The sequence below is a fragment of the Shimia biformata genome (assembly GCF_016888515.1).
Classification (GTDB): domain Bacteria; phylum Pseudomonadota; class Alphaproteobacteria; order Rhodobacterales; family Rhodobacteraceae; genus Shimia_A; species Shimia_A biformata.
The window spans coordinates 2,680,620-2,693,572 of record NZ_JAFEJK010000001.1 but is presented as its reverse complement, the minus strand read 5'-3'; the positions used below and the strand labels follow the sequence as shown (position 1 = coordinate 2,693,572).

The window sequence follows — 12,953 nt, the reverse complement described above, 5'->3', positions numbered from 1 at the left end:
CCGATTACTGCTCGTTTTCTGCGGCGCCATGCAGATAGGCGCGCGACACGTCGACAACCGCGATGCCGTCAAGGTAGTTGCGCCCGATCAGCACCGGAAACTCGAAGTTTGACCTGTCGGTCAGGTTGACCTCGATCTTGCGCGGCACTCCGCCGATCGACACGGTCATTTCGATCACCGGGCGGCGTTGCATGTCTTCGGTGCCGCGTTTGCGAATCTGCACGATCCGCGCAATCGGCGCCTCGTGCGGGACTTCGGTGTCCAGCAACTCGTTGCGCAGCGTGAACCGCACCCAGTCCTGCCCGTCCCGCTCGAATTCCTCGATGTTGATGGCGTGGACCGATGTCGTCGTGGCCCCGGTGTCAATACGTCCGCGCCAGTTGGTCCCCAGGGTCGGGAAGGCGACCAGTTCCGCCTCGCCCAGAACCAGGTATTCGCCGACCTCAAGCCGATCCTCCAGCACCAGCACCTCGGGCAGGGATTCGGTGTTGGCGGGCGCAGCGGCAAGCCCGGCCAGGGCGGTCAGCGCGGCGGCAAGCAGGGTCCGGCGAAAGGGGGGCAAATGGGAAAGACGGGACATGAATTCTCCGGTCATGCAAATGGCATCTCGAGTCGCGGCGACTCTGGCACAGTTGCGGTGGGAAGCAAACCTGAGGCTGGTGGAAGGTGGTAGGCCCGGCAGGACTTGAACCCGCAACCAAAGCGTTATGAGCGCTCTGCTCTAACCAATTGAGCTACAGGCCCGCCTGAGCCTCGTGTCTATCAGAGCGAAAGGCGTGGTCAAGCGGTTGTGACGCTTTTGTCCGGGGCAGGGCGCTGGGCAGCACCGAGACCCCGTTGAGGCGGGCAAGGTGGGGCAGCAGGATCTCGACAAAGGCTTCAACCTTGCGCGCCCGGCCCGTGCGTTCTGGATAGACCAGGAACAGGTCCTTGTCCTCGGGCGACCAGCCGGGCAGCACCTGTTCCAGTTCGCCGGTTTCCAGCCGGTCCCAGATCAGGAATGTCGGCGCCTTGGCAAAGCCCGCGCCGGCCTGAAGCGCCTGCAGCACAAGGTCGGGCAGGCGCGCGACCATGGTGGTGCGGATCGGGGCCTGAACCACCTGTCCGTCCCGTTGCACCGTGGTCGCAATGGCGTCGTTTTCGGCGCGGTAGCCGAAATAGTCCAGCTTGATCAGATCCTGCGGCGTCTGTGGCCGGCCAACCCGGTCGAGGTAGGCCGGCGTTGCCACCAGAACGCCGTGAATCACACCGATCCGGCGGGCAATGGTGTTTTCATGCCCCATCGTCCCTGCGCGCAATGCAAGATCATAGCGCTCGGCGACGATATCGACCACCGCGTCGTCCGGCGTCAGCTCGATCTGCAACTCGGGATAGCGCCGCGCGGCCTCCATCAGCACCGCGCCCATCATGGTCTGCGCCAGGCCGACATTCATCGTGACGCGCAGTGGGCCTTTGACCTCATCGGCAAGCGCGGCCAGATCATCCAGCATCCGGTGATGCGTCGCCAGCATGCTGCGCGCGTGGGTCAGGACAACGGTGCCCGCCTGTGTCGGCGTCACCCCGTTGCGGCCGCGCCGCAACAGGGGCGCGTTGTAATGCGCCTCAAGCGCGGTGATCTGCTGGCTGAGCGCGGGCTGGCTGATGCGCCGCACCTTGGCCGCGCGGGTCAGCGACCCGGTTTCGACGGCGGCGACAAGGCTTTCCATGAAAGCGAGGTGATCCATAAGAAACCCTTATGTCAGGAATAGGAAAGTCAAAGCTGTTTGCGAAAAGAATAAAGGCGCATCTGGTGGCGGGCAATCACATAATGAAAAGGATTGATTATGCAACTATCACGCCGAACCGCGCTTGGATCGCTTCTGGCCGCCCCGGTGGTGCTGACCGCCGGACGGGGCATCGCCGCTGACGACATGTCGACCCCGGCCAGCCCACCCACGGGGCAGGTGCCGGGGATATACCGCTATGCGCTGGGCGACATTACCGTCACCTCGATCCTTGATGGCTATGGCGCGGGGCCTGCCGACATGGTGATCGGGTATGAAGACGCCGCGGCCCGCGCAGCCCATGACGCCGCGCATCACCCCTTCGTGCCGGGGCAGGTCACCACGCCGGTCAATGCCTTCATTTTGGAAACGCCACAGCATCTGGTGGCGATTGACACCGGCATGCCGGGCTTTGCGGGCCAAACCTATGGCGCGTTCCAGCGGCTTCTGGCGGCGGCGGGTTACCGCCCCGAGGATTTCGACGCACTCCTGATGACGCATCTGCACACCGATCACGTCGGCGGTCTGCTGGATGCCGACGGCGCGCCCGCCTTCGCCAATGCCGAACTGGTGGTGGCGGCCGAAGAATGGGCCTTTACCCATGATGACGCGGTCTTTGCCTCTCTGCCGGAACAGTTCCAGCAGTATTTCGCCCTGTCGCGCAACATGGTGGCGCCCTATGCCGGGCGCCGTCGCGAATTCAGCGGCGAGGCAGAGGTCCTGCCCGGCATCGCCGCGCTGCCCCTGCCGGGGCATACACCGGGGCATACCGGGTTCGTCCTCTCCTCGGGCGGGCGGCAATTGCTGATCTGGGGCGACGTGGTGCATGTGCCTGCGGTGCAGTTCAGCGAACCGGGCTGGGCCGTGGTCTATGACGCCGATGTCGCCACGGCGGTTGCCACGCGCCAGCGGCTTCTGGATCAACTCAGCACCGACGGGATCGAGGTCGCGGGCATGCACCTTGATTTCCCCGCCATCGGCTTTGTCGACCGCACCCCGTCGGCCTATCGCTGGGTGCAATCGCCCTGGCAGTATTCCGGCTGATGCCGTCCTGACGCATTCGGGGTGCCCGGACGGTCGGGCGCCCCGGTTTTCCTGCGTTCTTTCGCGGTTCCATTTGCCATCCCCATAGGCTAAAGCAGCGCCAATATTTGCGAAGGAGCCTTCAGGATGAGCAACGGCAAGAACGGCATCACCTATGCGGATGCGGGCGTGGATATCGATGCGGGCAATTCGCTTGTCGAGCGGATCAAACCGGCGGCCAAACGCACGGCGCGCTCGGGCGTCATGTCCGGGCTTGGCGGGTTCGGCGCGCTGTTTGACCTGAAGGATGCCGGATATACCGATCCGATCCTCGTTGCCGCAACGGATGGCGTCGGAACGAAACTGCGGATCGCGATTGATACCGGCAATGTCGACTCGGTGGGTGTCGACCTTGTCGCCATGTGCGTGAACGACCTTGTCTGTCAGGGCGCGGAGCCGCTTTTCTTTCTCGACTATTTCGCCACCGGCAAACTTGAGACCGAACAGGCCGCGCGCATCATCGAAGGAATCGCGGCGGGCTGTTACCAGTCGGGCTGCGCCCTGATCGGGGGTGAGACCGCCGAGATGCCGGGCATGTATCCTGCCGGTGATTTCGACCTTGCCGGTTTTGCGGTCGGCGCGATGGAACGCGGCAGCGACCTGCCGGCGGGTGTGTCCGAAGGTGACGTTCTGCTTGGGCTGGCCTCGTCGGGTGTCCACTCCAACGGCTACAGCCTCGTGCGCAAGCTGGTCGAGGTTTCGGGCCTTGGCTGGGATGACGACTGCCCCTGGGCCGAAGGCAGCCTTGGTGCCGCGCTGCTGGCCCCGACGCGGCTTTATGTCAAACAGGCGCTGGCGGCGGTGCGGGCAGGGGGCGTGCATGGCCTGGCCCATATCACCGGCGGCGGTCTGACCGAGAACCTGCCGCGCGTGCTGCCCGATGGCTTGGGCGCAGAGATCGACCTTGACGCATGGGATCTGCCCGATGTGTTCAAATGGCTGGCCGCGACCGGCGGCATGTCCGAGGGCGAGATGCTGAAAACCTTCAACTGCGGCATCGGCATGATCCTTGTCGTCAAGGCAGAGCAGGCCGCCGCGCTGACCGAATTGCTGGCCCAGATGGGCGAAACCGTGACCCGGATCGGCACCGTGTCCAAAGGCGAAGGCGTGGCCTATTCGGGCAGCCTGCTGTGAAGAAACGGGTCGCCATCTTCATCTCGGGCGGCGGGTCGAACATGGTCCGGCTGGTCGAGGACATGGCCGATCCCGACCACCCGGCGACCCCGGTCCTTGTGCTGGCCAATGACGCCGACGCGGGCGGGTTGGCCAAGGCTGCCGACATGGGCGTGCCAACCGCCGTGGTCGACCACCGCCCCTTCAAGGGCGACCGCCGTTCCTTCGAGGATGCGATCCAGTCCGAACTGGACAAGGTGCAGCCCGATCTCTTGTGCCTTGCGGGGTTCATGCGGGTTCTGACCGAAGGGTTCGTCGCGCCCTGGGATGGGCGGATGCTGAACATCCACCCCTCGCTGCTGCCGAAATACAAAGGTCTGCACACCCATGCCCGCGCGCTTGAGGCGGGGGACCATGAACATGGCTGCACCGTGCATCTGGTGACACCGGCGCTGGATGATGGCCCGATTCTGGGTCAGGCACGGGTGCCTGTTCAGCCCGGCGACACCGCCGACACGCTGGCGGCGCGGGTGCTTGAGCAGGAACACCGGCTTTATCCGGCCGTTCTGCGCCGCTTTGCCGCTGGCGAAACTGCACCGCTTTATCTGTGACCTTCGGCCTCCGGCCCGGCGCGGCATTTGCATTTGCGCGCCGTTGCGGTATGGCTGGCATGAGGGCTGAAGCAACAGAACAAGAACCGATCAGAGCCGTATATGAGAACCATCACCACGACCGAGGACCTCGCGCAATTCTGTGAAGACGCGCGCAAACACGATTACGTCACCCTCGATACCGAGTTCCTGCGCGAACGCACCTATTACTCGAAGCTGTGCCTGATCCAGATGGCGATGCCCGGCGACAGCGACGACAACGCCGTGCTAGTCGATCCGCTGGCGGGGGAGTTGTCGCTCGAACCCCTCTATGACCTGTTCCGCGATACATCCGTGGTCAAGGTGTTCCATGCGGCGCGTCAGGACCTCGAAATCTTCTTTGTCGAGGCCAAGGTGTTCCCCGAACCGCTGTTTGACACGCAGGTCGCGGCCATGGTCTGCGGCTTTGGCGAGCAGGTGGGATACGAAACACTCGTGCGCAAGATCGCGCGGCAGAGCTTGGACAAGTCCAGCCGCTTCACCGACTGGTCGCGCCGTCCGCTGACCGAGGCCCAGAAGAAATATGCGCTGGCCGATGTGACTCACCTGCGCAAGATCTATGAATACCTTGCCGCCGAGTTGGACAAGACCGGCCGCGCCCGCTGGGTGCAGGAGGAATTGCAGGTCCTGACCAACCCCGAGACCTATATCATGCGGCCCTCGGAAGCCTGGCAACGCGTCAAGACCCGCACCAACACGCCAAAGTTCCTGTCGATCGTGCGCGAACTGGCCCGGTTCCGCGAGGGCTATGCCCAGTCGCGCAACATCCCCCGCAACCGCGTGTTCAAGGATGACGCGCTGATCGAGCTGGCCTCGACCAAGCCGCAATCCATGTCCGATATCGGCCGCTCGCGCCTGTTGCTGCGCGAAGCCCGCAAAGGCGAGATCGCCGATGGCATCCTTGCCGCCGTGAAAGCAGGGCTGGAATGCCCGCCGGATCAGATGCCGCGGGTGGACAAACCGAAGGACAAGCAACAGGTGAACCCCGCGCTGGCCGATCTTCTGCGGGTTCTCCTGAAAGCCAAGACCGAGGATTCGGGTGTCGCGGCACGGCTGATTGCGCCTGCGGCGGATCTGGATGCCATCGCGTCGGGTGACCGGGACGTGCCTGCGCTGTCAGGCTGGCGGCGTGAAGTGTTTGGCGACGACGCGCTGCGCCTCTGCGACGGCAAGATCGCGCTGGCCGCCAAGGGCAGTTCCGTCGAGATCGTTCCGCTCTGAACGCAGGGCGCAACCGCGCCCGATTATCTGCGTGATTGCAATGCGTTGCGTGCGCCGACAACCTTGATCGTGCGCACGCCTTCCAATTGCTGGTTGGTCAGGCTGTGGGCCACCGTCACCTCGCGCGCAATTTCCGAGCCCCCGCCCGCAGGCGTGCCGGGGTTGATCGCCAGAAGCTGATAGGTCAGCACGCCCTGGATCGGCACCCCGTCGTTTTCGGGCTGCAGCTTGACCGAATGTGATCCGAGATAGTCCGACACACCGGTCACCCGGATCAGCGCGCCGCCCTTGACCCGCTCGATCCGCAGTTCCTTGACCTGGCCAACGGGCACGCCGGGATAGGGCGGGGGCGGCTTCTTGGCGAACATGCCGGTGTTTGATTTCTGCGGCACCAGGGGGTTGGTATTCTCGTCGATCACCTCGACCTCTTCGCTGCTGCCGAACCAGTTGAACGGGTTCCAGTTCGACTGGCTGAAGCCACAGCCGCCCAACGTCGCAACAACCAAAAGCGCAAGACCGGTTTTCCGCATGTGCCCACCTCAAATTCCTTGCCCCTTGGGTAGCCCATCCCCAGCCGTTTGAAAAGCGCCTTGGCGGGGCTGGACCTTTGCGCCGTAGCCCACTAACTCAGGGCAAAAGGGGAAAGAACCATGGCCACCGAAGCGTTTGAAGAGATTGTCGAGGATTTCGAGTTCATCGAGGACTGGGAAGACCGCTATCGCTACGTGATCGAACAGGGCAAGGACATGACCCCGCTGGACGATGCGCTGAAGGTGCCCGCCACCAAGGTCGAGGGCTGCGCCAGCCAGGTGTGGCTGCATGCCACGATCGAGGACGGCGTCTTTTCCTTCGACGGAGACAGCGACGCGATGATCGTGCGCGGGCTGATCGCGCTTTTGCGCAAGCTTTACAACGGGCTGTCTTTGGCTGACGTGGTGGCCGTCGATGCGCGTGCAGAGATGGCGCGGCTGGGGCTGAACGAACACCTGTCGTCGCAACGCTCAAACGGTCTGCGGGCGATGATCGAACGTATCCGGGAAACCGCCGCCGCCGCGCTGTGAAGCCGCCTGTGGCGGCTGCCTGCGGCGCGAGTATTTCTACAAGAAAGAAGGCGTGGCGCGGTTTTTGTAATGCGCCAGTACATACAGCCTGATGGCGGTGGCAAGGCCGGTTTCAAGGTCGCGTTTTGCATCAATATCGGCGGCCAAGGCATTGATCGGGCGACCTTTTTCCTCGGCAATGTCACGGAAAGCCTGCCAGAACTCCTCTTCCAGCGAGACGGATGTGCGATGGCCTTTCAGGGTTAATGAGCGTTTGATGGGGCGGCTCATTCCCGCTCTTTCCCGTCAAGGTCGCGCCGGGCTTTGTCGGCCCTGGCCTTTTCCAGATCCTTCTGCGCCTTCGTGCGCCCGAACTTGACCGCGTTTTCGTCGGCCCTCGCTTTCCTGTCGGCGCGGGCCTTTGTCTTGCGGAACTGGTTGAGGTTGGTGACGTTCTTCATGGTCGCAGGGTATGCGGCGGCGGCGGGGTTGCCAATCCCGAACCGGGGGTCAGGCGTCCACCGGAGGCACCGCGCGTTGATAAAGGTGCCAGGTCGTGTGGCCCAGGATGGGCAGGGTGAAGATCAGCCCAAGGAAGGCCGGGATCAGCGACAGAAGCATGGTGACCGAGATGATCGCGGCCCAGGTGAGCATGGTTTTCGGGTTTTCGGTCACGACACGGATCGAGGTCAGCATCGCCGTGACGAAGTTCGTGTCCCAGTCCAGAAGCATCGGCATGGCCACAACCGTCAGCGTGAACAACGCCGCCGACAGGATTGCCCCGGCGCAGGTGCCGACAAACAGGAAGGTCCAGCCCGCCGGCGTGAAGAATACCGTGTGCAGGAATCCGTCGACGTCCGAGAACGACGCGTCCTGCAGGATGATCGCCAGCCACAGCCGGATTTGGTACATCCAGACCCAGAAGACGAACAGGGTGACAAAGGCCATCCAGCCCATCTCGCGTTTACGCTGGTTGGCCATGACCGTCAGGATGTCGGACCAGCCGAAATCTTGGCCCATCTGTCGCCGCCGCGAGATCTCGTAAAGCCCGGCGGCGGCAAAAGGCGCGACCAGAGGGAAGCCGACAACGGCGGGAATGATCATCCAGATCTTGCCAAGCCAGACCAGGCTCCAGACCAACAGAATGCCGAAGACCGCATAAAACAGGCCGAAAAAGCCGCTCATGACGGGGCGCGCGAGGAAATCCGAGAACCCGGCCTTCAGCGAGGCGCGGATATCCGAGGCCGTGACCCTATTGACCTGCGGCACCCCTGAATCCGGCGGCGTGGCGCCTTTGGTGTTGGATGTCATGGCGGCATATCCTCTCAAAGCATGGCATCGCCGCGCCATGGTTTTCGGTCAGTTCACGGCGAAACAGATCGGCCTTGCCTCAAGAAGGATGGCACGGGGCAAGAGGTCAGAGCAAGGCCGGGGTATCGCGGGCAGACGACGGGCCTAAAGTCAAACCGCGGCACATTGTCAAAGGCTTGTGGCGTTTGCTTCACGTTGACACGGTAAGGCAATGCAATCCCTGCCGCGCGTTGATCCAATACACCGCACAGCTTTTTTGCAGTGCCAGAGGCGGAGGCGGCACGAGGATGTTGATGGCAAAAAGGGTGCTTATCGAATCGCGTGCGGCACAAAGACTTCGCAACCAATGAGGGAGCCTCACGTCTATACTCAACCTTAGTGGGAATGATTGTAAGAAACCCAAAAGCGTTTTCGGCAATTTCTTGTGAAGCTCGCTGGAAATTCGCGCTTACGTTGAAAAACTTCTCATTCCGCAGATTCGACCGATCAAAGAAATTCGCCGTGTTAAGATGCAGTTATCTGAATTATTCTCTGGAGGTTAGTTATGCTCCTTCGCTTTTTTAGCAACGGCGCCTTTTTTTCGTCTGTGTCTACGATGGCAATTTTGGCATCCGTCGCAGCATTTTCGTCAGCAACTCAAGCTCATTCCCAACAAGTGGCGGACGACTGTGATCGGTATTTGAATGTCGATACCCGTCGGGAGATGCAAGCGAAGTTGGAAACTTTGATTGAACAAGATCCAGACAATGCCTGTATTCCACTCATTGTAGCCCGGCTCGGAACTGCGCCGATTGCGTATGTAGATGATGGTCAAGGTCAAGGTCAGGGGCAGGGTCCGAGACGGAATCCTGGTCAAGGCCAAGGCCAAGGTCAAGGACAAGGTCAGGGTCAAGGACAAGGTCAAGGACAAGGTCAGGGTCAAGGACAAGGTCAGGGTCAAGGTCAGGGCCAAGGCCAGGGTCAAGGACAAGGCCAAGGTCAGGGCCAGGGACAAGGTCAAGGACAAGGCCAGGGTCAAGGTCAGGGCCAAGGACAAGGTCAGGGTCAGGGTCAGGGCCAGGGACAAGGCCAGGGTCAAGGTCAGGGCCAAGGACAAGGTCAGGGTCAGGGCCAGGGTCAAGGCCAGGGTCAAGGTCAGGGTCAGGGCCAGGGACAAGGTCAAGGACAAGGCCAGGGTCAAGGTCAGGGCCAAGGACAAGGTCAGGGTCAGGGCCAGGGTCAAGGTCAGGGCCAGGGACAAGGTCAAGGACAAGGCCAGGGTCAAGGTCAGGGCCAAGGACAAGGTCAAGGCCAAGGTCAGGGTCAAGGACAAGGCCAGGGCCAAGGACAAGGCCAGGGTCCAAATACGGATAACAACGGAACCAATGGAGGTGACGGTACCGGCGGCGGGAACTCCGAAGGCAATGAGAACTCCGGAAACGATGGAGACGGTAACGGCGGTAACGGCGGCAATGGCGGCAACGGCGGCAACGGCGGTAACGGCGGCAACGGCGGTAACGGCGGCAATGGCGGTAACGGCGGTAACGGCGGCAATGGCGGTAACGGCGGTAACGGCGGCAACGGCGGTAACGGCGGCAACATAAACAACAGCAGCAACGGCTTAGATCGCTGAATCCACCGTCAATTTGGCGGCGGTCGTGAAAGCCGCTTGGCCATGAAAGCAAAAGGGCTAGCTGATCTTTCGGGTTTGGCTAGCCTTTTTTAGCGGCAACCCAGTGTGTCTTGTTCGTCGCTTCGAAAGACTGCGCCCCCAATGGCCCGCAAACACATTCGACCGACGCAATTGATCTGGCGGCACGTCGCTGAAAGGTCATTAGGCAAAAGCGCCTTGGCCCGTGGCAAGCCTTGTCATTGCAATCGTTCATGCAATCGGTGATCCTTCTGAAGCGCGACGGACATGGACAAGCCCTTCAACAAAAAGAATCTTCGAATGAAAAACGGATTAGTCATCTCAAAAATCAGGCGGTCTTTGCTGGCCTTGCCGATTGGTCTGATTGCGGGCCTTTGGGCGGAAACCGCAGTCTCTCAAAGCCCTTATGAACCACGTGAAGTGTGGGATCGGACCGCTGAAACGTTCAACATGTCGTCTTTTTCATACATGGATCGTAACGAAAACGGCGACTATGATTTGGGGGACCAGCCACTGGCGGGCATTGTTTTTGTTCTCGCCAAAGATGGTGTCGAGCGTTGGCGCGCCACGGCGAATGAAAACGGGTTTGCCAATTTTCCGGGATCCCGTGTCGTGCCTGGCACCGCGCTTTATGAACTGGGTGATTACACATTTGAGGCCCTGATCCCGGAAGGCTGGACAGTCACATCCAATAACACGCTGCAAACCCGGCGCTTCATCGATGTCCCCGGAGCAAGCATGGGGGGCGGGCTGGTCGAGATGATGGAACCCGTCGGACTTGTCCCGCAAAAATCAATCAGTGGCGTTCTGGAGACCGAAGACAAATTGATGATCTCGGGCCCAGATTTCCCATTGCAGGAAGTGGCGCGTGACGGGAACAAGTTTGAAGTCGTGGTCCCCAGGCGCGGCACCTATGTCCTGACGGCGGGCGACGTGTCACGTACCGTCGAGATTGCCGAGTTCCCTGTGACCCTGGGTACGCTGAAACCTGGTTCCGGGATGGAAGGCGCGCAATCGACGCTCACCTTCGATGATATTTCTGCCAACTGGCTCAGGAAAGTTCCATCCGGGTACGGTGGCTTGAAGTGGTTCAATATCAATAGCATCAAAAACTCATTTCCGAGCGGCAGCAGAGGGTATGTCAACGGGGCTACTTCGGGAAGCTTTGTGGCATATACAAGTTCGGGCCACCCGGCGAGCATCTCGCATCCCGATGGCTTCGACTTTGTTCAGGTGAATCTTGCCGTTGCATGGCCGCCTGCCCAGGGTGAAACCGCAATCTTCGAGTTTTGGCGCGGAGATGAGAAAGTCGCGACAGATCATGTGCAACTGAGCGCATATGCTCCGGTCGTTTACGCACCGCACATGTCCAATGTCACAAAGGTCAGGGTACACACGCTGCACTATTGGCAGATGGTGATGGATGATCTTGTCGTTGGCGTTCGACAATAAGCCGAGGCAAGAATTTTCGGGGCGTCGGGAATTGGATCGCAGTCGCGGATAAAGGGGCTGCGTGGTTCCGGGAATTGTCAAAACTCAGGGGGCCAGGCCCGGTCAAATGTCCTTGGATCAGGATCTGTTCTTCCTGCATTCCTGACGTCGGACACTGGGCCAGGTATTTGGACCACAACCAACAAAAAACGGGGGCGCGATGGCCCCCGTTTTCAGCATTTGCTTATGATCAGTCTTTCGGACCGATCATCTGTTCGGGGCGCACGACCTTGTCGAAGGTTTCTTCGTCCACAAAGCCAAGCGCGATGGCCTCTTCCTTCAGCGTGGTACCGTTCTTGTGCGCAGTTTTCGCGACCTTGGTGGCGTTGTCATAGCCGATCGTGGGGGCCAGCGCGGTGACCAGCATCAGCGATTCCTGCATCAGCTTCTGGATGCGCGGCTTGTTGGCCTCGATCCCCATCAGCATGCGGGTCGTGAAGCTGTCGGCGACGTCGCCCAGAAGCTGGATCGATTGCAACAGGTTGTAGGACATCATCGGGTTATAGACGTTCAGCTCGAAATGGCCCTGGCTTCCGGCAAAGGTCATCGCGGCATTGTTACCCATTACATGGGCGGCGACCTGGGTCATGGCTTCGGCCTGGGTCGGGTTCACCTTGCCCGGCATGATCGACGAGCCGGGTTCGTTTTCCGGCAGGATCAACTCGCCCAGCCCCGAACGCGGGCCGGAGCCGAGGAAGCGGATGTCATTGGCGATCTTGTACATCGCGCCCGCAACCGTGGCCAATGCGCCGGACATGAAGACCATGGCGTCATGGGCGGCCAGAGCCTCGAACTTGTTGGGGGCGGTGACGAAGGGCAGGCCGGTGATTTCCGCCATGTTCGCGGCCACGGCCTCGCCCCATCCCTTCTGGGTGTTCAGCCCGGTGCCGACGGCGGTGCCGCCCTGCGCCAGTTCATAGATGCCGGGCAGCGCCGCTTCGACGCGCTTGATGCCCTGACGGATCTGGTGCGCATAGCCCGAGAATTCCTGTCCCAGCGTCAGCGGGGTCGCGTCCTGCGTGTGGGTGCGGCCGATCTTGATGATGTCCTTGAACTCTTCCGCCTTGGCTTCCAGCCCTTCGGCCAGCTTGGTCAGGCCGGGCATCAGCACGTCGCGCACCGACATCGCGGTGGCGATGTGCATGGCGGTGGGGAAGGTGTCGTTCGAGGATTGCCCCATGTTGCAGTGATCGTTCGGGTGAACCGGGTCTTTCGAGCCGATCACGCCGCCGAGAATCTCGATGGCGCGGTTGGCGATCACCTCGTTGGCGTTCATGTTCGACTGGGTACCGGACCCGGTCTGCCAGACCACCAGCGGGAAGTTGTCGTCGAACTTGCCCGCGACCACTTCGGATGCGGCCTGGATGATGGCGTCGGCCAGTTTCGCGTCCAGCTTGCCTGTGGCCTTGTTCTGCATCGCGCAGGCCTGCTTGATCACACCCAGCGCGCGCACGATGGCGACGGGCTGTTTTTCCCAGCCGATGGGAAAGTTCATGATCGAGCGCTGGGTCTGTGCGCCCCAATACTTGTCGGAAGGAACTTCCAGCGGTCCAAAGCTGTCGGTTTCGGTGCGGGTCTGGGTCATCGTGCAGGCTCCGTGCAGTAGATGGGGCAGAAGGTTTGCGTGTTTCATACCCCAAGCGCGGGAAAG

Annotated in this window: 14 protein-coding genes and 1 tRNA gene; 7 read left to right on the top strand and 8 right to left on the bottom strand. The window is 61.3% G+C overall.

Going from position 1 to position 12,953, the window contains the following annotated elements; translation table 11 throughout:
- Positions 1–4: 4 nt before the first annotated feature.
- From JQ863_RS13180 to JQ863_RS13170, 3 genes are all read right to left on the bottom strand, one after another.
- Positions 5–580, bottom strand: coding sequence for an ATP-dependent zinc protease family protein (locus tag JQ863_RS13180; RefSeq protein WP_204114617.1), 576 nt, complete (start codon positions 578–580; stop codon positions 5–7).
- Positions 581–667: 87 nt separating this feature from the next.
- A tRNA-Ile gene (locus tag JQ863_RS13175) sits at positions 668–744 on the bottom strand.
- Positions 735–1,724, bottom strand: a complete 990-nt coding sequence (locus JQ863_RS13170) for a LysR family transcriptional regulator (protein WP_204114616.1) — start codon at positions 1,722–1,724, stop codon at positions 735–737. The genes JQ863_RS13175 and JQ863_RS13170 overlap by 10 nt, the downstream gene beginning before the upstream one ends.
- Positions 1,725–1,823: 99 nt before the next feature.
- Here JQ863_RS13170 and JQ863_RS13165 point away from each other — a divergent pair, with 99 nt between their 5' ends.
- The 4 genes from JQ863_RS13165 (at position 1,824) to rnd (ending at position 5,830) form a co-directional block, all read left to right on the top strand.
- Positions 1,824–2,807, top strand: a complete 984-nt coding sequence (locus JQ863_RS13165) for an MBL fold metallo-hydrolase (RefSeq protein WP_204114615.1) — start codon at positions 1,824–1,826, stop codon at positions 2,805–2,807.
- A gap of 126 nt (positions 2,808–2,933) precedes the next feature.
- The gene (purM, locus tag JQ863_RS13160; RefSeq protein ID WP_204114614.1) at positions 2,934–3,980 is read left to right on the top strand and encodes a phosphoribosylformylglycinamidine cyclo-ligase; all 1,047 of its coding nucleotides are present in this window, start codon (positions 2,934–2,936) and stop codon (positions 3,978–3,980) included.
- Positions 3,977–4,570: a phosphoribosylglycinamide formyltransferase gene (purN, locus tag JQ863_RS13155; protein WP_204114613.1), complete on the top strand. Its 594-nt coding sequence runs from the start codon at positions 3,977–3,979 to the stop codon at positions 4,568–4,570. Before purM ends, purN begins: the two co-directional genes overlap by 4 nt.
- A gap of 102 nt (positions 4,571–4,672) precedes the next feature.
- On the top strand, positions 4,673–5,830 hold the full coding sequence (gene rnd / locus JQ863_RS13150; protein WP_204114612.1) for a ribonuclease D: 1,158 nt from the start codon (positions 4,673–4,675) through the stop codon (positions 5,828–5,830).
- Between the two features lie 23 nt (positions 5,831–5,853).
- Here the strand turns inward: rnd and JQ863_RS13145 are convergent, their stop codons facing one another.
- Positions 5,854–6,360, bottom strand: coding sequence for a hypothetical protein (locus tag JQ863_RS13145; protein WP_204114611.1), 507 nt, complete (start codon positions 6,358–6,360; stop codon positions 5,854–5,856).
- Positions 6,361–6,480: 120 nt separating this feature from the next.
- Between JQ863_RS13145 and JQ863_RS13140 the strand changes: the two genes are divergently transcribed.
- Positions 6,481–6,891 carry a SufE family protein gene (locus JQ863_RS13140; protein WP_204114610.1) on the top strand — a complete coding sequence of 137 codons (411 nt, stop codon included), beginning with the start codon at positions 6,481–6,483 and terminating at the stop codon, positions 6,889–6,891.
- Between the two features lie 36 nt (positions 6,892–6,927).
- On the opposite strand, the gene JQ863_RS13135 is transcribed toward JQ863_RS13140, so the two are convergent.
- The 3 genes from JQ863_RS13135 to JQ863_RS13125 are packed head-to-tail and all read right to left on the bottom strand — an operon-like array spanning position 6,928 to position 8,181.
- Positions 6,928–7,161 carry a ribbon-helix-helix domain-containing protein gene (locus JQ863_RS13135; RefSeq protein WP_204114609.1) on the bottom strand — a complete coding sequence of 78 codons (234 nt, stop codon included), beginning with the start codon at positions 7,159–7,161 and terminating at the stop codon, positions 6,928–6,930.
- Positions 7,158–7,331, bottom strand: coding sequence for a DUF4169 family protein (locus tag JQ863_RS13130; RefSeq protein ID WP_204114608.1), 174 nt, complete (start codon positions 7,329–7,331; stop codon positions 7,158–7,160). Before JQ863_RS13130 ends, JQ863_RS13135 begins: the two co-directional genes overlap by 4 nt.
- Positions 7,332–7,380: 49 nt before the next feature.
- Positions 7,381–8,181, bottom strand: a complete 801-nt coding sequence (locus JQ863_RS13125; RefSeq protein ID WP_204114607.1) for a DUF2189 domain-containing protein — start codon at positions 8,179–8,181, stop codon at positions 7,381–7,383.
- 803 nt (positions 8,182–8,984) lie between these two features.
- On the opposite strand from JQ863_RS13125, the gene JQ863_RS13120 reads away from it, so the two are divergent.
- Positions 8,985–9,764 carry a hypothetical protein gene (locus JQ863_RS13120; RefSeq protein WP_204114606.1) on the top strand — a complete coding sequence of 260 codons (780 nt, stop codon included), beginning with the start codon at positions 8,985–8,987 and terminating at the stop codon, positions 9,762–9,764.
- A gap of 314 nt (positions 9,765–10,078) precedes the next feature.
- Positions 10,079–11,263: a hypothetical protein gene (locus tag JQ863_RS13115; protein ID WP_204114605.1), complete on the top strand. Its 1,185-nt coding sequence runs from the start codon at positions 10,079–10,081 to the stop codon at positions 11,261–11,263.
- 229 nt (positions 11,264–11,492) lie between these two features.
- On the opposite strand, the gene fumC is transcribed toward JQ863_RS13115, so the two are convergent.
- Entirely contained in the window at positions 11,493–12,887 is a 1,395-nt protein-coding gene (gene fumC, locus JQ863_RS13110) for a class II fumarate hydratase (protein ID WP_204115159.1), read from the bottom strand.
- Between the last annotated feature and the right edge of the window lie 66 nt (positions 12,888–12,953).